A 23,951-nucleotide genomic window follows, 5' to 3' on the forward strand; every position below is an offset into this window, starting at 1 on the left:
CGACACCGAACCCCTGTTGAAACTATTGACCGAGGCCAAATTACCCTGCTCGCAGGTGAACGATTTTGATGCCCTGATGGCGGATGGACAGGTCAACGAGATCGGCGTGCTGGTCAGTGGTCAGGATGCGGATTACGGCGAGTTCCGGGTGCCGGGACTACCGTTTTCAATCAGTGGTTACCAACCCGCAACCCCCAAAACCGCGCCCCGGATTGGGGAGCATAGCCAGCAATTACTGGCTGAACTGGGGTATTCGGACGGAAAAATAGTTGGCAACACCGAGGCGGTGGGCACGTAGAGAGACCTGCGCCAAGGATTCTTCACCGGTGACATACAAAGAAGGCTCTGCACTACCGAGACAAACAGAGGCTTGCAATAATAAGGTGGACTTACCAATACCCGGGGCACCACCAATTAACACAACGCCGCCTGCTACCAGACCACCACCCAGCACGAGATCCAGCTCACTAATCGTGGTGCTAATATAACTGTTGGCTTTTGGGCTAATTTCAGCCAGCGAAACGACTTCGCTTTTTGCTGCGGCATAACCAACAAAACGTGAGCTTGACGGGATGACGGCTTCTTCTATGAGTGTATTCCAATTGCCGCACGATGGGCATTGGCCTACCCACTTGGGGTTGCCTGCACCACATTCGTTACAGACGTATACCGATTTATTTTTTGTTACGATAACCACGACACATCAGATCCCCCTAACTGTATTTAAAATTCACTCTGCGTGTAACGCCACACAGTAGCTCATAAGGGATTGTCTTGGCGTGCTGCGCCACCTCTTCTACTGGCAAACCTTCACCCCATAGTGTCACAGTATCACCAATAGTGGCGTCGGGCATATCACGCAGATCAAGGGTAATCATATCCATTGCAACACGACCTATGATTTGGCTGCGCTGACCACCTACCAACACAGGAGTACCTGATTCAGCATGACGTGGATAGCCATCACCATAACCAATAGCGGCAATGCCAATACGCATATCGCTGGGACAACACCATGTGCCGCCATAACCAACACGCTCACCCTGACGTAAATGCTGAATGGCAATCAACTCGGTTGATAAACTCATGACCGGCTGAAGATCTTCAGCCTCTGCCAAGCCGTCAACAAAAGGCGACACACCATAGAGCATAATGCCAGGGCGTACCCACTGGTAATGTGATTCCGGCTGAGAAAGAATAGCGGCTGAATTCGCCACGCTGCGTTCGGTCTGCCATGGTTCACTAAGTCGTTCGAATTGGGCTAGTTGTTCAGCCGTGCTTGAATCAGCCCGATCATCAGCATTGCTAAAGTGTGCCATGATGTGTGGCGTTCCAGCAATCGCCGAACATTCCTTAAGACGCTGCCATGCTTGAGCAAATTGAGATGGTGAAAAACCGAGTCGATGCATACCAATATCAAGCTTTAACCATGCTTGCACGGGTGTTGCGATACGTACATGTTCAAGCATATCGATTTGATCAAAATTATGTACCACGAGCTGCACGCGTTTTTGTGCAGCGGTACGTAACTCATCACTCGTAGTAACGCCTGCCATTAATAACAATCGATGGGCGATGCCCGCCTCACGCAGGGCTAATGCTTCGTCGAGCCGCGTAACACCAAAGACATCGGTGGCAGACAAGGCATGTGCCACTTGTGTCATGCCATGGCCGTAGGCATCGGCTTTGATTACCGCTATGACACGACTATTGGGTGCTGCGGTTCGTACACATGAGAGGTTATGCTGTAACGCATTGGTATTGATGAGGGCAACTGCGCCCTGGGTCATTGAAAACCTTCGGGTGGCATACTAAACGAGTCAGGGATATAGTTTTCAAAGCGTGTGTATTCACCGAGGAAGGTCAGCTTCTTCATACCAATGGGGCCATTACGCTGTTTAGCGATAATAATTTCTGCGATGCCACGATCAGGGCTTTCTTCGTTATAGACTTCATCGCGATAGATAAAGGCAATCACGTCAGCATCTTGCTCAATAGCGCCTGATTCACGCAGGTCTGACATTATTGGACGTTTATTAGGTCGCTGCTCAAGGCTACGATTGAGCTGTGACAACGCAATAACCGGCACACTTAACTCTTTTGCCAAGGCTTTAAGTGAACGTGAAATATCGGATATCTCTGTGGTACGGTTTTCTGCTGAACGCGGTGATTGCATTAACTGTAAATAGTCAACCACGATCAAGCCTAACTCGCCATTATTGTCACGCATTAAGCGTCGTGATCGAGCGCGGATATCGCCGGGCGTTAAAGCAGCACTATCATCAATAAATAATTTAACGTCTTGTAGAATGCCAATCGCTGAAGTTAATCGTGGCCAGTCAGTGTCCTCAAGCTTGCCGGTACGTAAGCGTTGCTGATTAATACGCCCTAGCGAAGACAGCATACGCATAATCAATTGCTCACCCGGCATTTCCATACTGAATACAGCAACGGGCTTATCACCTTTTATGGCGACATGCTCAGCGATGTTAATGGCAAATGCAGTCTTGCCCATAGATGGACGGCCAGCAACAATAATGAGGTCACCCTGTTGTAAACCCGCAGTGAGTTCATCTAAATCCTTAAAGCCCGTGGCAACACCCGTAATAGAGCTGCCCGATTGCGCGAGCACATCAATGCGATCGACAGCTTTTTGCAGTAGGTCTTTCATGCCACGAAAGCCTTGTTTACCTATATTGCCTTGTTGTGCAATACCAAACACATGGCGCTCAGCATCATCTAACAGCTCAAGAGTAGAACGGCCTTCGGGGCGATAGGCGCTTTGCGCGATACCTTGGCCAACTTGTATTAGCTGGCGCAAGACCGAACGCTCACGCACGATCTCGGCGTAGGCGACAATATTGGCTGCACTGGGGGTGTTTTTAGCGAGACCACCAAGGTAGGTTAAGCCACCAACACGTTCCAGCTGGTCACTGTTCTCAAGCACTTCCGATAAGGTCACGACATCGTAGGGGCTGCCATTTTCAGCGAGCTTGGCAATGGCTTGAAAAATGAGCTGATGGTCACTACGGTAAAAATCTGGGCCATCAAGGGTGTCGGCAACACGCTCCCAAGACAGGTTATCTAACATTAAAGCACCTAATACTGATTGCTCCGCCTCAATGGAATGAGGAGGAACACGCAATGCCTCAGTATTGGCCGTCAAAGGTGCTTGGGCAACGGGTTCGGCCATGGGCGCTCCAAAAAAATGAGAACATCTAGCGTATGCGCTAGCAGCTTGGTATTTATTTTAATCGCACTTTGCTACCAAACTATGGTAGCAAAGTGCGATTTTTTATCACTATAAAGCACAGCAAGACCAGTGTGCTCAGGCTTTTTCTACAAGGGATGGAACAACCTCAAGCTTAATGGTCACGTCAATTTCTGGATGCAGGTGAACAACCACTTCGTACTCACCCGTGTTACGCAACGCGCCTTCAGGTAGGCGCACTTCCTGCTTACTAACTTCGGCGCCAATATCAGTCAGCGCTTTAGCAATATCCATGGTACCGATTGAACCGAACAACTTACCCTCGTCACCAGCCAGGCTAGAAATGGTAATCGCTTTGCCTTCAAGCGCTGTTTTTCTTAGCTCGGCAGCGGCCAATACTTCAGCAGCCTTAGCTTCAAGCTCAGCACGTTCTGCTTCAATTTTAGCGCGATTGTCATCGGTAGCGAATACTGCTTTACCACTAGGAATCAGAAAATTACGACCATAACCAGATTTAACCGCGACAATCGAACCAATATCCCCTAGGTTTGCTACTTTTTCTACAAGAATTACATCCATCGTTCCACCCTCAGTCTATAAACACTGTAACAAGGCGCCCTATTCATCATCGCCTCCATTATCACCGGATTTATCATTACTATTTTTACCTTGCGCCCCGACACGTACACGCAAATTAAGCCAACTATCGATATAACCTGCGGCCGCCAAAAAAATCATCATCTGCGGCAATAAAAACGCCAACAACAAATACAGAGCAAATAAAATTGCTACATGAGCACCCGTTAAAGCAACCAGACTATGCACTAAAGCCAAACCAACCAGCATGTACAAAGCCAGTAATACAATCAGCAAATCACCCGCTAACTGTGCCCAAATGCCGTTAGTGATAAGCATTAAACTCAACACTAACAGTACGATAATGCTGAGACGATAGTCTAGTCTTAACGCCAAAAACTCGCTACGAAAACCGCCGCGATTATAAAGTAATGATTGCCACCAACGAGCCAAAAACACCGAACCTATCAGGCTTAGTAATAGCGTCGCGCCGAGCAAGCCTGTCATTACCTGCGATAGCGCATCAAGCGCTCGACCTAAGTCCTCTGGCGAAAGCGGCAAATTGGCGCCCGCCGCAGTCATAACAAAGGTTTTATCTAACGCCTGTCGCCACCAAAGCGATGTATCGCCTACTAGAAGATACATCACCACCACCGCGGCCATAGCCAGTATTGCAGCAACGATCATAGTGATAGATAACGACCGTGTTTCGTATAACACCCACGACAACAATAATAATGGCAACCATGTTACGGCCATTGCCATCAATACAAAACCCGCTATTGCACTGGCTGTGCCACCTGTTCCGACAAAGGCAATAATTGCTACTACCAGACCAGCGCCGAGCATAACCTTGGCGCCCATGCCTATCCCCAGACGTAGCACCACCAACGATACCGCAGCCCCACTCAGCAAGCTAAACGGGGGGATAACAATAGATAATACCGCAAAGACACTGGCTACTAATACGGCGTTCAGCGGTCGCCGCATGATGAATGACGCGAGCCAAAACATATGCGTTTTTCTACCTAATTAACCGGCTAAAACTGGCAACTAGTCGTGTTACGAATGCGCATCGCTGTACGGAATCAATGCCAAAAAGCGTGCGCGCTTTACAGCACCGGCTAATTGACGCTGATAACGAGCGCGGGTGCCGGTAATACGACTGGGGATAATTTTACCTGTTTCGGTAATGTAATTTTTCAGGGTCACTAGATCTTTATAATCGATCTCTTTCGTCCCTTCAGCAGTAAAACGACAAAATTTCTTTCTACGAAAATAACGGGCCATTGTGCTATTCCTTAATCTTGAATTTTAGATGGGTTATTCAGCTGTGGGAGTTGCTTCAACGGCTGGCTCAGCTTCGGCAGTAGGCGTCGACACTTCAGCCGCTGGTTCAGCCTCGGTAGCTGGCGCTTCATCAACTTCAGTCGCTGGTGCTGCTTCAGCAGCAGGCTTTTCGGTAGACTCTTTTTTGCTGGCAGACTTATCTGAATAATCACTGTTATCACGATCATCTCTAGATTTCGCTAGCGGAGATTGATCGGTGACAGCTTCATTACGACGCATGATCATGCTGCGTAACACGGCGTCATTAAAACGGAAAGCATGCTCAAGCTCATCGAGTTCAGCCTGACCACATTCAACATTCATCAACACATAGTGCGCTTTATGTATTTTTTGAATGGAATAAGCTAACTGACGGCGGCCCCAGTCTTCAAGGCGGTGAACGGTGCCGCCATTGGTCTCAACAATGGCCTTATAACGATCAACCATCGCCGATACCTGTGGGCTCTGGTCTGGGTGAACCATAAATACTATTTCATAATGTCGCATTTTTTTGCTCCCTAATGGATTAAGCCTCCTGCCAACATGCAGTGAAGCTAGGGGTTAGGGGGGTGTCAACCGTATCATGACGGTCTCAGAGCCATTCAAACAGTCCAAGGCAAGGCGCAGCCAAGCAACAATAGTGGTTCTATTGCAAGTGGCTGCAACACTGCATTGGGCTGTTTGAATGGCTCCCTTCGGGCGGGACGAGAAGCAACCATCTGCTGCGTTACGCTCGCTTGAATTAGCTACAGCTAGTCCTGCGCTCGCCCGCCTTGCATATGGTTGCTTCTCGTCCCGCTGAGATCGTCATAATACGGTTGACACCCCCAACGAACGCGCGATTCTACAGGGATTGTGGCGCTAAATCAATGGCACCACCCATGCTTGCCGAGCCTATAATATTGGTGGCAACTACTTAAGCGACTTGGCACTACGCTGGCGCCGAGCCTCATAGAGGCAAACCGCGGCGGCAACACTGACATTAAGGCTTTCTATCTCACCTTGCATGGGAATCGCGACAATCGCATCACATTGTTCTCGAGTCAGGCGCCGCATACCCTTTTCTTCACCGCCCATGACAATGGCTATAGGCCCGGTTAAATCCTGCTCATAAAGACCCATTTCAGTCTCCCCAGCAGCTCCTATTAGCCAGACCCCCTCCTCCTTGAGCTGGCGCAGGGTACGCGCCAGGTTGGTCACTGTAATAAAGGGCACCCGCTCAGCGCTACCGCTGGCAACTTTGCGCACGGCTGCGGTCAGCCCCACTGCACGATCACGCGGTGCAACAACAGCGTCGGCACCCACCGCCTCAGCAGTACGCAAACAAGCACCGAGATTATGTGGATCTTGCACACCATCGAGAATCAGCAGCAACAGCTCTTTACCACGATAAGCAACGATTTCTTCCAGACTTAAGAAAGTTTTCTCAACACTACCGCTGAGCTGCGCGACAACACCTTGATGTCGCTCATCACCCGCTAAACGAGCCAGCTCTTGCTTGTTCTCAACCTGAACCTCAAGCCCGCTGCTTTCAATAAAGCCAACCAACTGACGCAGACGCTGTTGCCGCTGCCAATCTTTAGTGACGTAAATGGTGTCAACGGTCTGCGCGGACTCTTTCACCGCGGCATGAACGGCATGAATGCCATACACTGTCTGATTATTACTCATTAGTTAATCACTGTATGTGGGCTAGATAGAGTTGGGTTATATTTTGGCTACGACAACTTGTTGCAGCCAATTCCTTTGCAGCAAGACTATAATACAGGTATCTGCCTAGCCCTATTAAATTTGGCATATATTGAAACCATCAACTAAAAATAGAGACAGGTGTACGCTCAATCTAAACCATTCGTTATGACCTTGTTAGGTGCTGTGTGCATTCACGCTGTAGCATTTAGTCTCGTCTGGCAGTTTCTTAACCAGAATGAGCTGAAATCAAACAGCTCTACAGCAAGCAGCACCACTATCGTGCTCAGCCAAACAAGGTCTGCTCCTAGCAATCAACAAGCTAACGAGCCAATGGCTAAAAACACTATCAACGATAACCTGGTGCCCACTAAAGCTGCATCAGATTTTGAACCCTATGAACCAACAAACGTTGCACAGTTTGAACCAGATGTGACAGCGCTGATTGAGCCAAGCCCAGAACCTAGCCTAAAAACACAAACCAAGACAAGCACCGCAAAAGAAGTGCTGCAACCAACACTAAAAACAACGCCTGTTTTTGAAACCCTGGCCAAGGCAGAATCAGCAAAGAAAGTCATGACCGAAAAAGCACCCCAAGGCTCGGTTTTTTCCTCCCTTGAGGGAGAGCACGTAGCACCCAAAGAGTCTCCAAAAAAGCAGATTGCAAACATGCCAAAAACAAAGACAGCCGCCCTTATTCGTCCTGCAAATACCTCTTCAGAGCCTAAAGAAGCGAAGGTAAGCCACGCCTTTGTCTCTGCTAATGATAACGACTCATCACGTAATCAACGCACCGTTAATTCCGCAGTAACTGACGCATCGCTGGCGATGCAAAACTATTACTCAGAGTTAGGCTCATGGCTGGCTAAACATAAACAATACCCACGCCGTGCGCGACAACGCAAACAAGAAGGCTCTGCACTGCTCTATTTTATCGTAGATCGCAATGGCCGAATTCTAGAACATAGCATTGCAGAAAGTTCAGGCTATAAGCTGCTCGATAAAGAAGTCAGTGCCATGCTAAAACGTGCTGAACCCCTACCTGAAATGCCTGACCTAATGTACCAAGCGAAACTTGAGATTACAGTACCCATCGAGTTTTCCCTAAGATAAATAAATTCCAATTGATTCTGAGGAAAGTGTTTTTAGGGTACAACGTGGGAAAGGGGCAAAATTTCATCACAAACAATAACTATTAATGCCCCCTAGCACCCCTGGACTTTGACCTTCATTGCCCGACATAATAAAGCACATTAATTACGTAATAAGCATAATCTACTTTATGAGTACCGTAGACACTCCTTAACAGAGCGAATAGTTTAATGATGATCGTCATATCACCAGCAAAAAATCTTGATTTTGAGACTACATTACCTACGAGAAAACATACTCAAGCTAAAATGCTGGGTGACTCACAGTTGCTCATCAACGACCTGTCAGAATTTTCACCGCAGGATATCTCCAAGTTAATGGGGATCAGCGATAAATTAAGCGTGTTGAATTTTGGGCGCTATCAAACATGGCAGCTACCTTTTGATAAAGACAATGCCCGACAAGCCTTGTTTGCTTTTAAAGGCGATGTCTACACAGGCATGGATGCCTATAACTTCGACAAAGACGATATTGATTTTGCACAGAAAAATTTGCGCATTCTATCGGGGCTTTATGGCTTGCTACGCCCTCTCGACTTAATTCAACCCTATCGTCTAGAAATGGGTACTAAGCTCGAAAATGCTCGTGGTAAAAATTTATATGACTTTTGGGGCGATAAAATAACTAACGCGTTGAATAAAGAGTTCTCAAAAACAGATAAGCCCTTATTAATTAATTTAGCATCTAATGAATATTTTAAATCAGTTCATACTAAAAATTTAAATGCCGATGTGATCACCCCTGTTTTTAAGGATATGAAAAATGGCAAGTATAAAATCATCAGCTTCTTCGCTAAAAAAGCCCGTGGTTTAATGAGTGCCTACATCATTAAAAACAAATTAACGCAGGCCAAGCAACTGAAAAATTTTAATGGTGCTGGCTATGCTTATGACGACGCCATATCAACATCTACCGAGCTGATTTTTGTGCGAGATAAAGCCTAAAAAAACCTTATTTTTTGGATCGGCGCGTTTTGCGTTTAGCTTGGGGTTTTTTGGCTGTAGCAGGTTTTGTTTTTGACCGTGCTTTCTTTTTCTTGGTAGATTTTTCTTTCGTTTTTGTTTTGGATTTTTTTCGTGGCAATGTCTGCGCATCACCTACATCATCAGCCAGAATAAAATCTATTTTTTTATCATCAAGGTTAACCCTGGCTACTTTTATTTTTACTCTGTCAGTAAGTTTATAACTACGACCTGTACGTTCACCCGCCAGCTCGTGTCTGATTTGATCAAAATGGTAATAATCTTTTCTAAGTTCAGTAATATGCACTAAACCTTCGACATAAATATCATCCAGCTCAACAAAAATACCAAAGCCTGTCACAGCGGTAATCATGCCCTCAAATTCACCGCCGATTTTATCCATCATGTACTCACACTTAAGCCAATCAACCGCATCACGTGTGGCGTCATCAGCACGGCGTTCAGTCATTGAACAATGCTCGCCGAAGCTAACCATGTCTGCCGCACTATAAGCCCAGTTCTTTATCGTGCCACCGTTAATAATGTGCCTAATCGCACGATGTACTAACAAATCCGGGTAACGTCTGATTGGCGAAGTAAAATGAGTATAGGCATCAAATGACAAACCAAAATGGCCTAAATTCTCTGGTGTATAAACAGCCTGACTCAAGCTGCGCAACAATACTGTTTGAATTAAACGCTGATCGGGTCGATCTTTAATCTTGTTTAATAGCTTGGCGTAATGCCTGGGCTCAGGGTCATCTTTGCCAGATAAAGTCAGACCAATACTGGCAAGAAATTCTCGTACATCGGTAAGCTTTGATTCGCTGGGTCCGGAATGCACCCGGTAGATAATAGGCATTTCATGTTCTAACAAGAATTTAGCCGAACAGACATTAGCCGCAATCATAAATTCTTCAATCATACGATGGGCATCGTTACGTATTGTCGGTTCTATACGCTCGATTTTTCGGTCATCGCCAAAAACAATTCGCGTTTCAGTCGTCGAGAAATCAATGGTGCCGCGATGCTGACGCGCATCGGAAAAGGCCTGATACAGCGTATATAAATCATCGACATGGGTAACGACATGATTGTAATCGTGACGTAGTTCTGCATCACCATCGACCACCATCGCAGCAACCTTGGTGTAGGTCAGTCGTGCGTGAGAGCGCATTACTGCATCGTAGAAACGAACACCCTTGACCTGCGCGTGGGCATCCAGTTCCATATCGCAGACCATGCAAAGGCGATCGACGTCAGGGTTAATTGAACACAAGCCATTCGACAACTTTTCGGGCAACATGGGTATTACGCTGTTCGGGAAATAAACCGAGTTACCACGCAACTGTGCCTCTTTGTCGAGAGCCGTACCCGGTTTTACATAAGAAGACACATCTGCAATCGCAACAAGCAAACGCCAGCCCTTACCTTTGCGCTGGCAATATACGGCATCATCAAAGTCGCGTGCATCTTCACCATCGATAGTAACTAAAGGCAGGTCACGTATATCTTCGCGTTTTGCATAACTGTTTTTATCTGCCTCATCGCCAAATTTTTCCGCCTCTGCCCATACTTCTTCTGGCCATTCTTGCGGAATCTCAAATAAACGTGCGGCAATGTCAATTTCCATCCCCGGCGCCATGTGATCACCCAGCACCTCAGAGATATGTCCAATCGCTGGCGCATGCTTTGTTGGCTGCTCGACAATGGTGACAACAACCATTTGCCCGTCTTTTGCTTTACCTTCTTGCCCTGCAGCAACCATCACTTCGTTAGCAATACGCTTATTGCTAGGCGTAACTCGCCCGATACCATGCTGATGATGAAACTGGCCAACCAGCTTATGATTGGCACGCTCTAATATCTCTACCGGCGCGCCTTCACGACGACCACGCCGATCCGTGCCCGAGACATGACAAATACAGCGATCACCATGCATAAGCGAACGCATGTATCGATCAGAGATAAATAAATCATCACTGCCGTCATCAGGAATTAAAAAACCAAAACCATCGGCATGGCCCATAATGCGCCCCACCACTAAATCCATATCGTCGAGCAGAGCATAACCACCACGGCGATTATGAAAAACCTGGCCATCTCGCTCCATAGCGCGCAAACGACGCCGCAATGCTTCCAGGCCATCTTCATCGGTAATGGTCAGCGCAGCGGCCACCTCTTCACGACGCATAGGGCCCGCGCTTTGTGCAAGAACATGGAGAATATGTTCGCGACTGGCAATGGGCTTATCGTAATTACTTGCCTCACGCTCGGCGAAAGGGTCTTTTTTTGACGTACGTTTTTTATCAGTTTTTTTAGTCACAATTCAGTATAAGTAGTAATCTGGAAATTAAAAGGAAGAATAACGTTAAGTGCTTGATATGGCAGTATAAGATGCGTTCATTCGTTGACAATAACACGTTAAGCCGGTAAAGTCCGGCCGCCATCGTTAGCTCCCACCCACATATTGGCCCAGGTGGCGGAATTGGTAGACGCGCTAGCTTCAGGTGCTAGTGACCGTAAGGTCGTGGAGGTTCAAGTCCTCTCCTGGGCACCATAATATTTTTCATTTGTCGCCCAAACAGTCGAGCACTCCCAGCCCCCAAGCGCAGCTTGGTGGCGTTCAACTGCGCGCAAAGCTGTGCTTTGCAAACGCTTGCTTCACCCTCTCCTGGGCACCATAATATTTTTCATTTGTCGCCCAAGTAGTTTTGCGTTATCAGTAACAATTTTTTATCAGACACAGCTAAATTTTACATCCCTCATCAGTACAACCTTCTACAGACGCAAGACTATCAGCGCGAGTACTCACTGTATGTGGCCCATTGACCAATGCCGATATTTCAGCGCCGATTTGCAAATCTTCAGGTCGGCCAAAATAGTTAGCGCGTAACATGCCTTCGCGATCGATCAAACACACGTTGGGGGTGCCGCGCATTTCATAACGCGTCATAGTCACGGGTGTATCAGCATTGGCGCTAGCCGTATCAACGCCGATTGGAAAACTTAAGCGGTATTCATGGATAAAAGCCTTGAGTGAGGTAGGCGTCATGGCCGCATGATGTTCAAACACGGTATGTAGTCCGATTACAATGACATCATCTTTGGAAAAATAATCATGCAGTCGTTGTGCTTGCGGCAGGCCATGACTAACGCAACCTGGGCAGAGCATTTGAAAGGCGTGGAGCACGACGACTTTACCGCGTAGTTGTTCTAAGGTTATTGCCTTATCAATGTTAAACCACTGACTGACACTCCAGTCAGGTGCTTGATGAACTGTGGCGTCCATATTTTTTCCTTATTTCACTATATTAATTTTCTCTGGACGAGTTTTCTAGCAGGCTATTTTACTCTATGCTTTGCCAATGCAGATCGATATTTTCCAAGCCCTGCGTTAACATCTGAAAAGCGTTGTTAACCTCGGCATAATCATTGCCTTTTACGCCTAAATCTACCCAGCATTCTTTTTTCTTTAATCTTGGCAAACTAAAGACTCTGACTTGTGGACACTGTTCCAGAATAGATTCCATGAGCGGGATTAAATCACTTTCTCGCGCATCATTTATGCGTACAACATGTTCAAGCTGCGGTTTGCCCTGGAGTTGCGAATATTCCTTATCGAGCACCCATTCAATCATCGGCGTCGCCATCTTGGGGAATCCTGGGACGCAGTGTATGCAATCCACACTAAAGCCAGGAATTTGATTAATTGGGTTAGGAATCAAACGTGCGCCAGTGGGAAATTCGACCATGCGTTGGCGTTCGGGTGTGACATCACCATCAGCAAACCTTTGTCGTAAAATTTCCAGCCCTTCTGCATGAGGTAGCAAGCCTCTTTCACTAGCAGCGGCAACCGCATGACGTGTTAGGTCATCAGGCGTAGCACCAATACCACCGCAGCTAAAAACAATATCACCGGATTCCAATACGCTACGGTAGGCTCTGCTCAGCTGAGCCAGATCGTCGCCCATAATACGACACCAATTCAATTGCAGCCCGCGCTTGGACAACAGCGCAACAACATTGGCGAAATGTTTATCCCTTCGCCGACCGCTTAGTATTTCATCTCCAACAATGATGAGTCCTATTTCCATGAGCTGTTTCCATTACTGTGACAATTCAAGCCTCTTTCCTAAGGCAGGTATTGGCTCAGATCGGCCATATTGATAGGCGAGTTGGCCATTAACAATAGTGGTATCAACCGATGCTCTAAAGCTATCGCCTTCAAAAGGCGACCAACCACATTTATATAAAATATTATCAGCGCTAACGAGTTGCGACCTTTCGGTATCAATAAGCACTAAATCGGCCCAATAACCCTCGCGAATAAAACCACGATCAACGACATTGAAACGTTGTGCAACGTTGTGGCTGGTTTTTTTAACGATGGTTTCTATCGACATAAGCCCATCGGCATAGAACTCAAACAAAATCGGTAGCGCATGTTGTACCAAGGGCAAACCTGCCGGGGCTTGCATAAATGGCCCTGCTTTTTCTTCTGCTAGATGCGGCGCATGGTCGGTGGCGATAACATCGATGATGTCATTATTCACTGCGGCCAATAAGGCAGCACGATCTTCAGCACGTTTAATCGCTGGGTTACATTTAATACCATTGCCTTTTGTCGCGTAATCTTCTTCTGACAAAAACAAATGATGAACACAGGCTTCGAGTGATATTTGTTTGCCTGCGACATCACCTGACGTAAATAGCTCAAGCTCTTTAGCAGTGGTGAGATGCAAGACGTGTAACTTAGTACCAAAACGTTTGGCTAACGATACGGCTAATGATGATGACAAATAACAGGCTTCTTCTGAACGAATTTTGGGGTGCATGGCAATCGGTATATTGTCGCCGTATTTCTGGCGTGCCAGTGCTTCGTTGCGTTTTATTGTCGGCGTGTCTTCACAGTGGGTTGCAACCAGAATTGATGCTTCGGCAAATATACCTTCTAACGCTTGCTCATCATCGACCAACATATCGCCGGTTGAGGCGCCCATGAATATTTTAATGCCACAGGCAGCGTTTTTAGGCAGGCGCTGTATCTCCTCAAGATTGTTATTGGTCGCACCTAAATAGAAGGCAAAATTAGCCGCGGCACGACCATTGGCTCGTGCATATTTATCTTCTAAGGCTGGGTAATTAATCGTTAGCGGATTAACGTTGGGCATTTCCATAAAGCTGGTAATCCCCCCGGCCACGGCAGCGCGTGATTCGGTCGCCATGTCACCTTTTTGAGTCAAGCCGGGTTCGCGAAAATGGACTTGGCCATCGATCATTCCAGGGATAAGTAATTTACCCTTGGCATCAATTATGGTGTCAGCCTGGCGATGCGTTAAGGCCGCGCCAATTTCCTCTATACGGCCATTTTTACAATAAACATCAGCCGGGAATTTCTCCCCTTCATTAACCAGCGTGGCATTAACGATTAACAACGAACTCATTTTAGGCTCCCAAGTTGCTACCGCACCGACTGAGACAAAACGTAGCGCCGATACAATTGAATCTATACTATATACTATACCGCTTTTGAAGGCTTGATCGTGACCAAAGATACAACATCTATCCAGCAAATTTCGTTCAAGCAATTAGAACGAGGCCAATGCGGTGATAGCGTTAGCCTGGATGAATTTTTGGCCAGCCTTAACTATAATGACGATGGCCTGATTCCTGCTATTGCACAGCAATATGATAGTGGTGAAGTATTAATGATGGCCTGGATGAATCAAGCCGCTATCGAAGAAACGCTGAAAACCAGCCAAGTCTGCTATTGGTCTCGTTCACGACAAAACTATTGGCGTAAAGGTGAAAGCTCGGGCAATTGGCAAAAATTAAAATCGATGAAAATTGACTGTGACGGCGACACACTGCTGCTAAGTGTTGACCAGCAAGGCGCTGCTTGCCACACTGCACGGCGTCATTGTTTTTACCTGCTTGTCGATAGCGATAAGGTTTTGATCAACGATGCGCCAATGGTTGACCCCGATACCTTATATAAATAAACACTCTCAAACTATAAACACACATACGCTTTATTATGCCATTACAACTTTATAATACCCTGCACGCAAAAAAAGAAACCTTTCAACCGTTGGATCCCGACCGTGTCACCATGTATGTCTGCGGACCCACAGTCTATAATTATATTCACATTGGCAATGCGCGCCCTGCTGTGGTGTTTGATGTGCTTAACCGTGTTTTAAAACAACATTATAAACACGTCATTTACGCACGCAATATCACTGATATCGATGACAAAATTATTGCTGCGGCAAAAGAAAATGGCGAAAACATTGCCACGTTAGCAAAACGTTTTACTGATACCTATCACGATGACTTAACAGCGCTTTACAATGAAAAACCCACATTAGAACCACTAGCGACTGATAATATCGATGAAATGATCGCTATGATTAAATCATTGATTGAACGCGGTCATGCCTATGAGGCCGAAGGCCATGTGCTGTTTCATATTCCCTCTAATAAAAGTTATGGACAATTATCGAAACGCTCATTAGATGACATGATTGTCGGCGCACGTATTGAAGTTGCACCTTATAAAAAACACCCGGCTGATTTCGTTATGTGGAAACCCTCCGATGATGATATTCCGGGTTGGGATAGTCCCTGGGGGCGTGGCCGACCCGGCTGGCATATCGAATGCTCGGCCATGATCCGTAAACACCTTGGTGGCACCATTGATATTCATGGTGGCGGTCAAGACTTAACCTTCCCTCATCATGAAAACGAATTAGCCCAAGGCAGTTGCTGTGCCGATAACGAGCAATATGTGCGTTACTGGGTACACAATGGCTATGTCACCATCGATGAAGAAAAAATGTCGAAGTCGACCGGTAATGTGCGCCAAGTTCATGCCTTGCTAAAAAACCATGATGGTGAAGTGCTTCGTCTTGCACTACTTTCAACACATTACCGCTCACCATTAAATTGGTCAGAGGATTTAATTACTCAGGCACGCAATCGACTTGATTCGATTTACCAAGCCTTACGTACTTGCCAACAAAGCGCAGCAGACACTGATGTAATTGATGCCAACGTACAAAACGCACTGGAAGATGACCTTAATACACCCCTAGCCATTAGTGCGCTGCATGAGTGCGCACATCAGCTAAACAAATCGATCGACCCTGACGAACAGGCTAAACTTAAGGCACGTATTATTAACAGTGGCTGTCTACTAGGGTTACTGCAACGTGATGCAGATGCCTACTTTAAAAGCACTAACGTTAATAGTGGCCTAGATGAAACAACCATCAATAACTTGCTGGCAGAACGTGACAGAGAAAAATTAGCAAAAAATTATGCTCGTGCCGATGAAATTCGCAATCAGCTTACGGCGGCGAATATTGAGCTTGAAGATACTAAAGATGGAACACGTTGGCGTTACGGTGGCTAGGAGCCTGTCCGAGAACAGAGAACCTACTGCGGGAAAGCCATTTTGGCCAGATTACCCGATTAAATTCGTTAAATATACCCAATATTCGCCTCATTCAATCGAAAAATCTGACTCAAAATGGCTTCCCCTCGCTACGGTTCCTATTCTCGGACAGGCTCCTAGGGATCTACCGTAACCTCTACATAGTAGAGTTCAGCCATTATGCGTATTCATACCCTGCAACATATTGCCTTTGAAGGTCTAGCCCATATAGGTAATTGGCTTGAGCAGACTACGCATCAAGTCAGCACGACTCATTTTTATCAGGATAGCCACCTGCCACAACAAAATGAATTTGATGCGCTCATTATTATGGGTGGCCCAATGGGTATTTATGATGACCAGCAGTATCCATGGCTAAAACGGGAACGAAAATTTATCAAACAAGCCATCGTGGATAAGAAACCCGTACTCGGCATTTGCCTCGGCTCACAGTTTATTGCCGACGCTTTAGGCGCCAAGGTCTATGCCAATGCACAAAAAGAAATTGGCTGGTTTGACCTAAAGAAAACGGATAGCACTAGCATTTTTGATAAGCATCTACCCGAACGCTTTACCGCGCTGCACTGGCATGGTGATACATTTGACTTGCCTAGGGGAGCGATACAATTACTATCGAGTGAAGCGTGTCAAAATCAGGCCTTCAGTTTTAACGACCATGTTCTGGCATTACAATTTCATTTAGAAATGACGCCATCCAGCGTTAATAATATTGTTACCGCCTGCGCGCATGAATTGGTTACTGGCCAGTTTATTCAAGATGCCACAACAATTACAAGCACCCAAGAACACTATTCGGCATCACAATCCTTAATGGAAAAACTGCTGGCTCAGCTAACTCACCACCTTCAATAAGTCTTTCATTTTTTTCTGATTGGCAAGCAAATCTTTCAGTGTGTAATGATCTAACACATCCATAAAACCACGCATTGCTTCTTGTAACACACTACGCAAACGGCATGAAGGACTAATTACACAGCTATCGTTGGCAGAGAAACACTCTACTAATGCTAGGTTCTCAAAACGTCTTACTACATCACCAATATTGATCTCATCAGGTGAGCTCGCGAGACGAATGCCACCACCTTTGCCTCTCACTGTATCAATTAGCCCTTGCGCTCCAAGTTGGTGTACAACTTTCACTAAATGATTACGAGATATTTGATAGCTCTCTGATATCTCAGTAATGGTAGAAAGTCGACCACGATGTATCCCCAGATAAATAAGGACACGCAGCGAATAATCAGTGTATTGGGTTAGTTGCATTGCAGTGGCACCAGTAAACCAGTCTCCAAGATCTGAATTAACACTATATATGTTTCCAAGTCGAAATTGTATTCACACCTTGACTTTGATTTTAAATGCTAGCAAACTTATACATGTATATTATATGCATCTTATGTATTTACGCTGCTAAAGGAGCAATCACTATGCCGACTATACGTACAAATCAGCTATCAACGATGATGGCAATAACAACAATGCTATTACTTATGTCAATTGCATTTTTTTTATCTTACTCGCCTCGAATACAAGCAAGCCCAGAACATCAATCCGATCCGCATTACAGCCATAAGGTGATTGAAAAAGAGGGTAAGCGAACCCATCAGATCACGATGACTGCAATGGAGAATGAGATTGAAATCGATAATGCTGGAAAAATTAAATACGCCGCTATGACCTTTAATGGCACCATGCCAGGGCCTACCGTTCGCGTGACTGAGGGTGATATTGTTGAGTTCACTCTCATCAACCCGAAAACAAATGCTTTCGCTCATTCTATGGACTTCCATGCTGCTATCGTCGATGTCCTTGATGAGTTCAGTGCCGTTAACCCAGGTGAAACCAAAAAATTTACCTTCGAAGCGAACTATGCCGGTCTATTCCTCTATCACTGTGGTGCCAGCCCAATGCCAATGCACATATCACGTGGCATGTTCGGCGTTATTATGGTTGATCCTAAAGAAGGCTTTACCAAAGACTTTCCAAAACCTGATCGTGAATATTTCATTGTTCAATCGCAGTTTTGGCCAGATCCGCTTAATATCGACGGTATGATGGAGAACACTGGCTGGTCAAAAACACTGATCAATGGTAAAGCCTTCCACTACAGTCCTGTACATGACTCAGACTCAAAGCTGGTCTTGCAATCAAAGCCTGGTGAGTTGGTTCGTATCCATTACGTCAATGCCAACATCAACAACGTTGCAAGTATGCATCCGATAGCTGGTATATGGGATCGTGTTTACATTAACGGTAGCCCTAAAAATATTCTCTACGATATGCAAACACATTTAGTGCCAGTATCAGGTTCAGCCAGCTACGATATCGTTTCACCCACTGGTCGTTCTACTAACAACGCTATTGTCGATCACAATATGAGCTCGGCAATGCGCGGTGGCATTACGGTATTGATGAATAAGCCCGATGCCGACCCTGAGGCTGGCCGTGGCGACATCGAAAATATGTTACTAAGAGTGAAAAACTAAGGGTTAATTTTTTTAGTCAACCACTGGACAAACCAAGCTCCTGATATGAGTCATATCAGGAGCTTTTTTATTGAAAAATAAAGGATAATGCGCTAGCACAAAGATTATTCTAAAGTACGAAACAAAATATTACACCTAACCAGTTTATTATTAGCACCATAATCAGTACACTAACAACAAATTAAAATAGACCCTTGATGCAAGCATTACTTCAAAACGAACTACTGAACCACCCCGCGATAGAGGCCGCAATAGTGCCTTTTGTTATTGCACTGATTGCTGGCGCAATTCTGCCCAAACGCTTTTCTTGGTGGTCAACACTCGTTTTTGCTGTGGCTTATTTTTTCGCAGCCTGGCTAATCCTTGATGGCAGGTTAAGCCCGCTTAGCAGCTCTCGAAAACTGGTTATTTTAGGGGCCTGCGCTGTCATAACAGGATTAATCGCACGACGATTCTTTTCTGCTAACACCCTACAACACGTCCTCATCATTCTTACCATCGCGGCCGTTGGCTGGCTTATATGGCCAAAACTCATACGTATCGATATCTGGCAACAAATCATTCTCGCCACCTCAACTGGCATCTATGCCTTGTGGCTAACTTTCGCATTTCACCAAATGCGTGATGAAGATATCGCCACCAGTGTTTCTGCAACCATACTGGCAATTGCTACAGGCCTGTGTGCGTTAATTGGCGCTTCATCATTGCTGGGCGAATTAGCTATCGCGGTTGGTGCAAGCACTGCTGCCATCACATTGTATGGTCTTGCCAGACGTGCTGACCATGGCGCAGGATTTTATTTCCCTGTTGCCGTATTGTGTGCGCTTATCGGCATTGCTTCTGTTGTATACGCCAAAGTACCGTGGTATGTGTTAATTGTACTGGCCAGTATTCCCTTAATCGCCATGCTGTTTGAGTGGCGCTATAAACTCGGTATGATGCGGGTTATAAAACTTGCTACACTTATTTTAATCCCTGCAATTATTGCTGTTTTCCTCACCGAACAAATTGCCGGGCCCATACCAATTTAAGGAACCCATCATGTTAAAACCACTACTTATTAGTAGCGCGATCGCCCTACCCTTTGCCTCTATCGCAGCACCAGTCACCTATACCATCGATCCAACTCATACCTACCCCTATTTCGCAGTGAGCCATCTTGGTTTTTCCACTATGCAAGGCCGTTTTAATAAAACGCAAGGCAGTATTGTTATCGATCAAGAAGCTAAAACGGGTTCCGTTAACATTGTTATCGATGCTGAATCTATTGACACAGGCTTTAAAAAACGTGACGACCATCTACGTTCGCCTGATTTTCTTAACGCAGTCGAATTCTCTGAAATAGTTTATGAATCAACCAAGGTCACTATCGACGGTGATACCGCAACGGTTGAAGGTGAACTAACCATTGCCGGCACAACGAAGGCTGTAACCTTAGATGTCAGCAAAATTAGCTGTGGCATCCATCCCTTTAACAAAAAAGAAGTCTGCGGCTTCGATGCATCAGCAACCATTAGCCGTGCAGATTTTGGCATAACCTATGGTAGCCCAGCTATCGGAGACACTCTTGAACTTACATTTGCGGTAGAAGGCATTAAGTAAGATAATCGTTTTTAGCTGGGAACGTTCACCCAAGACGTCTTCACCCTAAAAAATATTTATTTCATACACAGCAGGCTGCGATTTTGAAATGCCTTATTACAAACTAATGCTGCTATTAGTTGAGCTTAGTTTTCCGCGTTTCATTTTACCTATCCCTTGTTTCTTGGTGAAAATTTCTTTAACCGCAGGATACTTCGCAAATAAATTGACAGTGATGTCATCAAGTTCTGATAGCTCTTGGCATTGCAGTACATAATAAGCGTCAAACTCAACATGCTTTGTGTTATCCACTTTGGCTTTGCTATCAACAATTGAAGAGTTCACTTCTGCAACGACTGCCGTGCATTTCGCTACATCGGCCAAAGTCAATACATTATCTACTTCCGCAAGCCAAGCGACGGCCTCATCAAATTCTGCTTGCTGAAATTCATTGCTTGGCATACCTTCAAAATTTAGCATGTTAATGGTTGGTGTATAGAACTCTATTTCAATACTGCTACCACTAACAAAAACAATCATACGCGCATGACCCTTGGTCAAAAGGATGTCATCTACCTTATCGTCGCTGACATGATCCGCCATTGCCACACTTGAAATACATAAAAAAAATAGAGAAAAAATTGAGGTTAACTGCTTTTGCATCTAACAACTCCTTATAGACATAATAATGATAAGCTCTTAGATTCAGGCAGCAGCAGCTAAGCCTGCCTCTTTCCAGGCATCAAACCCACCATCAAGATGATAAACATTTTCGAAACCCAAATCCTCCATCACCTTAAGCGCTTTTGAGCTGCGCCCGCCTGATTTGCAATGCAATAAATACACTGCCGATTTATCAAGTTGAGACAATTTATCAGCAAAATCTTCTTGGTAAAAATCGATATTTTTGCTGTCAGAAATATGCCCTGCACTATATTCTTTTGACGTTCTCACATCGAGCACAATAATATTCGGCTGATCTGTGATCAAGCGTTGCGCTGCAGGCGCTTTGACGTGCTGCACACGCCACTCACTCGCCTCATTTGGTTGGGTAAACGTCGTTGCGCTGCCATTAGAAGACGCTGTATCTGACTGATCTACAGTACAAGCTGCGGGTATCAATACAATTGATATAAGAAAAAAAATATAACGCATAGAATTGTGCTCCTTAATATTGTAAATTTAGTGCAGTGAATAACGAGTTAATGACTTTCTATCAACAAACTTACCCCAACGACGATTATAGGGATGAATTACTTGTGTCTCGCTTTGTGCATTTTCAAGTGGCCGCAACTCATTGTGCCAGGCAAAAATTCCGCCTTGCATATTATAGGTCTGTATTGCGCCTTTTGCATGGAGTGCGCCTTGTACCCGTTTGCTGAGTTTCGATGAACGATAGCCAACAGAGCAATAGAACACTACTGTTTTTCCGCCGACGGTATCACCATATAATTGCAAAAAATCTTTTTGTTTAATCTTTGGAGATACGTAAATAGCGCCTTTGATATGGCTTACAATGTATTCTTTTTGCTCACGCACATCAAAAAAAATAATACTATCAGGGTCTGTTTGCAACATCTGCTCAACGTCTTGTGTGCCAATATGCTTCACACCCGGATAGGCATTAAGCACTCGCTGATGCACCTTGAGTAGTGGTTGGTCAGCCGCCACCGCTATGGACAAGCAAAAAAGCGTCCATGAGACCAGTGTAAACTTCAAAAAAATACGCATCTGTTTAACCCTGTTCTGTAGTCAGTACCACGTACTCACGCATATAATGACCAAATTCACGCCACAGAGTTCTGCACGGCGTCTTGCCATTGAGTTTCGATTGTCATGTCAATGTACTTGCCAGGCTCTTTAAAATAATGAGCTGACGAAGAGGGAGGGATTACTCGCTACGCTTCGACGTTCCAATACGCTACCGCGTATTGGTCGAACCCAGCCCAATATTTCATCGAGGATTAGAATAACCATCTGTCCATTCTTTATTAAAAGGGCAAAAACCCCTTTAGTAAAGAATGGCGGAGAGAGAGGGATTCGAACCCTCGATACGGATTAACGTATACACGCTTTCCAGGCGTGCGCCTTCAGCCACTCGGCCACCTCTCCACATTTTAAGATTGTACGCGCTTGCTGCCTTGGCCTAACAAGACTAGCACTCAAACCAAGAATACGGCATCCTAAGCCTAGGTTTATACCTCCCTTGAGAGGGTACATTGACCAACGCGATGGCTTACGCTACCGTAAGCACGGCCGCAATAATAACGGAGGAACACCCAGTTTGCCACGTAAGAAATCCATAAGCCCTGATTTTGAGCACTCGCTTAACGAACTAGAGACTCTAGTTGAGCAAATGGAACAAGGTGATACCAGCCTTGAGCAGTCGCTCGAACTATTTGAGCGCGGAATCAAGCTAACGCGTAGCTGTCAGGAGTCACTCAAAAAAGCAGAACAACGCGTGCAACAACTCGTTGAAAAAAATGGTGATAACGTACTTGAAGCATTTTCCGATAGCGACGAGGACAATAACGCTGAAACAACTTAATGAGCTAATGCGCCGCTATCAAGAACGCGTTGATGCTGCCCTGACCCAGTTCCTACCTTCAACAAAACTCACTCCAACACAACTGCATGATGCCATGCACTACGCTGTACTTGGCGGCGGTAAGCGTATTCGCCCCATTTTAGTCTATACCACTGCCCAGTGCCTAGGCGCTGACTTGGTAGAGGTCGATGCCGCTGCCTGCGCAGTAGAGCTAATTCACTGCTATTCGCTTGTACACGATGATTTACCGGTAATGGACGATGATGATCTGCGTCGTGGCCGCCCAACCTGCCATAAAGTCTATGGCGATGCCATGGCACTACTGGCTGGCGATGCCCTACAATGCTTTGCAATCGAAATCTTATCCCATGGCAACTTACACCCCGAGAGCACGCTGAATAATGAGCAAGCACTGTCACGCCTTAAAATGATCGCGGCCCTTTCCAGCGCCTCAGGTTCTACCGGAATGGCTGGCGGCCAAGCCATAGATCTAGCCGCAGTAGGTAAACACCTCACCATCGAGCAATTAGAACAAATGCATCGACTCAAAACTGGCGCCTTAATTGAGGCCAGTGTTGTCGTTGGTGCTCTCGCTGCGAATTGTGATGAAACAACCATGACGCAACTGAAAAAATATGCCCAATGTATTGGGCTAGCCTTTCAAATACGTGACGACCTGCTCGATATTGAGTCAGACACTGAAACCCTTGGCAAGCCCCAGGGTTCTGATCAAGAGCAAGATAAGCCAACCTACCCATCGTTATTGGGTCTCAAGGGTGCTCGAGACATGGCCCAACAAATGCACAACCAGGCTCTTGACGCATTAGCGCCATTAGGCGACAGTGTTGATCCATTACGCTGGCTTTCTAGCTATATCGTGCAACGCTGCCACTGACCGGAGCCTGTTAACATTAAGGGGTGCTATAATAGCGACAATACAACATGCCGACATCAG

The 23,951-nt window shown here is 45.8% G+C and carries 27 protein-coding genes and 2 tRNA genes; 12 read left to right on the forward strand and 17 right to left on the reverse strand.

Annotated elements, in window-relative coordinates; all coding sequences use genetic code 11:
* A partial coding sequence (locus tag JKY90_08540; protein ID MBL4852305.1) for a CoA transferase occupies positions 1-298 on the forward strand: 298 nt, incomplete at its 5' end.
* On the opposite strand, the gene JKY90_08545 is transcribed toward JKY90_08540, so the two are convergent.
* The 8 genes from JKY90_08545 to rlmB form a co-directional block, all read right to left on the reverse strand.
* The gene (locus JKY90_08545; protein ID MBL4852306.1) at positions 233-697 is read right to left on the reverse strand and encodes an AAA family ATPase; all 465 of its coding nucleotides are present in this window, start codon (positions 695-697) and stop codon (positions 233-235) included. The two genes, JKY90_08540 and JKY90_08545, sit on opposite strands and share 66 nt — an antisense overlap.
* A 16-nt stretch (positions 698-713) precedes the next feature.
* On the reverse strand, positions 714-1,790 hold the full coding sequence (gene alr / locus JKY90_08550; GenBank protein MBL4852307.1) for an alanine racemase: 1,077 nt from the start codon (positions 1,788-1,790) through the stop codon (positions 714-716).
* Positions 1,787-3,193: a replicative DNA helicase gene (gene dnaB / locus JKY90_08555; GenBank protein ID MBL4852308.1), complete on the reverse strand. Its 1,407-nt coding sequence runs from the start codon at positions 3,191-3,193 to the stop codon at positions 1,787-1,789. The genes alr and dnaB overlap by 4 nt, the downstream gene beginning before the upstream one ends.
* 135 nt (positions 3,194-3,328) lie before the next feature.
* Positions 3,329-3,790, reverse strand: coding sequence for a 50S ribosomal protein L9 (gene rplI, locus JKY90_08560; protein MBL4852309.1), 462 nt, complete (start codon positions 3,788-3,790; stop codon positions 3,329-3,331).
* Between the two features lie 39 nt (positions 3,791-3,829).
* Positions 3,830-4,801 (reverse strand): hypothetical protein, encoded by a 972-nt coding sequence (locus JKY90_08565; protein MBL4852310.1) that lies wholly within the window; start codon positions 4,799-4,801, stop codon positions 3,830-3,832.
* Between the two features lie 48 nt (positions 4,802-4,849).
* Positions 4,850-5,077, reverse strand: a complete 228-nt coding sequence (gene rpsR, locus JKY90_08570; protein MBL4852311.1) for a 30S ribosomal protein S18 — start codon at positions 5,075-5,077, stop codon at positions 4,850-4,852.
* Positions 5,078-5,110: 33 nt separating this feature from the next.
* Positions 5,111-5,623: a 30S ribosomal protein S6 gene (rpsF, locus tag JKY90_08575; GenBank protein ID MBL4852312.1), complete on the reverse strand. Its 513-nt coding sequence runs from the start codon at positions 5,621-5,623 to the stop codon at positions 5,111-5,113.
* 405 nt (positions 5,624-6,028) lie between these two features.
* On the reverse strand, positions 6,029-6,787 hold the full coding sequence (gene rlmB, locus JKY90_08580; protein ID MBL4852313.1) for a 23S rRNA (guanosine(2251)-2'-O)-methyltransferase RlmB: 759 nt from the start codon (positions 6,785-6,787) through the stop codon (positions 6,029-6,031).
* Positions 6,788-6,946: 159 nt separating this feature from the next.
* On the opposite strand from rlmB, the gene JKY90_08585 reads away from it, so the two are divergent.
* On the forward strand, positions 6,947-7,918 hold the full coding sequence (locus JKY90_08585; GenBank protein ID MBL4852314.1) for an energy transducer TonB: 972 nt from the start codon (positions 6,947-6,949) through the stop codon (positions 7,916-7,918).
* Between the two features lie 209 nt (positions 7,919-8,127).
* Positions 8,128-8,901: a peroxide stress protein YaaA gene (gene yaaA, locus JKY90_08590; protein ID MBL4852315.1), complete on the forward strand. Its 774-nt coding sequence runs from the start codon at positions 8,128-8,130 to the stop codon at positions 8,899-8,901.
* Positions 8,902-8,908: 7 nt separating this feature from the next.
* On the opposite strand, the gene rnr is transcribed toward yaaA, so the two are convergent.
* Positions 8,909-11,248: a ribonuclease R gene (gene rnr, locus JKY90_08595; GenBank protein ID MBL4852316.1), complete on the reverse strand. Its 2,340-nt coding sequence runs from the start codon at positions 11,246-11,248 to the stop codon at positions 8,909-8,911.
* Between the two features lie 144 nt (positions 11,249-11,392).
* Here rnr and JKY90_08600 point away from each other — a divergent pair.
* Positions 11,393-11,479, forward strand: a tRNA-Leu gene (locus JKY90_08600).
* Positions 11,480-11,668: 189 nt separating this feature from the next.
* Here JKY90_08600 and JKY90_08605 read toward each other — a convergent pair.
* From JKY90_08605 to JKY90_08615, 3 genes are read right to left on the reverse strand one after another with little or no spacing between them, the layout of a single operon-like run.
* On the reverse strand, positions 11,669-12,211 hold the full coding sequence (locus JKY90_08605) for a redoxin domain-containing protein (GenBank protein ID MBL4852317.1): 543 nt from the start codon (positions 12,209-12,211) through the stop codon (positions 11,669-11,671).
* A 58-nt stretch (positions 12,212-12,269) separates the two neighbouring features.
* On the reverse strand, positions 12,270-13,016 hold the full coding sequence (locus JKY90_08610; protein MBL4852318.1) for a competence/damage-inducible protein A: 747 nt from the start codon (positions 13,014-13,016) through the stop codon (positions 12,270-12,272).
* Positions 13,017-13,028: 12 nt separating this feature from the next.
* Positions 13,029-14,366: a dihydroorotase gene (locus JKY90_08615; GenBank protein ID MBL4852319.1), complete on the reverse strand. Its 1,338-nt coding sequence runs from the start codon at positions 14,364-14,366 to the stop codon at positions 13,029-13,031.
* A gap of 129 nt (positions 14,367-14,495) precedes the next feature.
* Between JKY90_08615 and hisI the strand changes: the two genes are divergently transcribed.
* The 3 genes from hisI (at position 14,496) to JKY90_08630 (ending at position 17,233) form a co-directional block, all read left to right on the forward strand.
* Positions 14,496-14,924, forward strand: a complete 429-nt coding sequence (hisI, locus tag JKY90_08620; protein MBL4852320.1) for a phosphoribosyl-AMP cyclohydrolase — start codon at positions 14,496-14,498, stop codon at positions 14,922-14,924.
* Between the two features lie 35 nt (positions 14,925-14,959).
* Positions 14,960-16,339, forward strand: coding sequence for a cysteine--tRNA ligase (locus JKY90_08625; GenBank protein MBL4852321.1), 1,380 nt, complete (start codon positions 14,960-14,962; stop codon positions 16,337-16,339).
* A 201-nt stretch (positions 16,340-16,540) separates the two neighbouring features.
* Positions 16,541-17,233: a type 1 glutamine amidotransferase gene (locus JKY90_08630; GenBank protein ID MBL4852322.1), complete on the forward strand. Its 693-nt coding sequence runs from the start codon at positions 16,541-16,543 to the stop codon at positions 17,231-17,233.
* On the opposite strand, the gene JKY90_08635 is transcribed toward JKY90_08630, so the two are convergent.
* Positions 17,213-17,644, reverse strand: coding sequence for an Rrf2 family transcriptional regulator (locus JKY90_08635; GenBank protein ID MBL4852323.1), 432 nt, complete (start codon positions 17,642-17,644; stop codon positions 17,213-17,215). The two genes, JKY90_08630 and JKY90_08635, sit on opposite strands and share 21 nt — an antisense overlap.
* A 227-nt stretch (positions 17,645-17,871) precedes the next feature.
* On the opposite strand from JKY90_08635, the gene JKY90_08640 reads away from it, so the two are divergent.
* The 3 genes from JKY90_08640 (at position 17,872) to JKY90_08650 (ending at position 20,469) form a co-directional block, all read left to right on the forward strand.
* On the forward strand, positions 17,872-18,867 hold the full coding sequence (locus JKY90_08640) for a multicopper oxidase domain-containing protein (protein ID MBL4852324.1): 996 nt from the start codon (positions 17,872-17,874) through the stop codon (positions 18,865-18,867).
* Positions 18,868-19,064: 197 nt separating this feature from the next.
* Positions 19,065-19,898: a hypothetical protein gene (locus tag JKY90_08645; protein ID MBL4852325.1), complete on the forward strand. Its 834-nt coding sequence runs from the start codon at positions 19,065-19,067 to the stop codon at positions 19,896-19,898.
* A gap of 10 nt (positions 19,899-19,908) precedes the next feature.
* Entirely contained in the window at positions 19,909-20,469 is a 561-nt protein-coding gene (locus JKY90_08650; GenBank protein ID MBL4852326.1) for a polyisoprenoid-binding protein, read from the forward strand.
* Between the two features lie 96 nt (positions 20,470-20,565).
* On the opposite strand, the gene JKY90_08655 is transcribed toward JKY90_08650, so the two are convergent.
* The 4 genes from JKY90_08655 to JKY90_08670 form a co-directional block, all read right to left on the reverse strand.
* Positions 20,566-21,111 (reverse strand): DUF2796 domain-containing protein, encoded by a 546-nt coding sequence (locus tag JKY90_08655; GenBank protein MBL4852327.1) that lies wholly within the window; start codon positions 21,109-21,111, stop codon positions 20,566-20,568.
* Between the two features lie 42 nt (positions 21,112-21,153).
* Positions 21,154-21,603: a rhodanese-like domain-containing protein gene (locus JKY90_08660; GenBank protein ID MBL4852328.1), complete on the reverse strand. Its 450-nt coding sequence runs from the start codon at positions 21,601-21,603 to the stop codon at positions 21,154-21,156.
* 27 nt (positions 21,604-21,630) lie between these two features.
* Complete coding sequence (locus JKY90_08665) at positions 21,631-22,179, reverse strand: rhodanese-like domain-containing protein (GenBank protein MBL4852329.1); 549 nt, start codon at positions 22,177-22,179, stop codon at positions 21,631-21,633.
* A gap of 291 nt (positions 22,180-22,470) precedes the next feature.
* Positions 22,471-22,560 (reverse strand) — tRNA-Ser (locus JKY90_08670).
* 172 nt (positions 22,561-22,732) lie between these two features.
* Between JKY90_08670 and JKY90_08675 the strand changes: the two genes are divergently transcribed.
* Positions 22,733-22,996: an exodeoxyribonuclease VII small subunit gene (locus JKY90_08675; GenBank protein ID MBL4852330.1), complete on the forward strand. Its 264-nt coding sequence runs from the start codon at positions 22,733-22,735 to the stop codon at positions 22,994-22,996.
* A gap of 7 nt (positions 22,997-23,003) precedes the next feature.
* Positions 23,004-23,891 (forward strand): polyprenyl synthetase family protein, encoded by an 888-nt coding sequence (locus tag JKY90_08680; GenBank protein ID MBL4852331.1) that lies wholly within the window; start codon positions 23,004-23,006, stop codon positions 23,889-23,891.
* Positions 23,892-23,951 lie beyond the last annotated feature (60 nt).

Source organism: Gammaproteobacteria bacterium (assembly GCA_016765075.1).
Lineage (GTDB): Bacteria > Pseudomonadota > Gammaproteobacteria.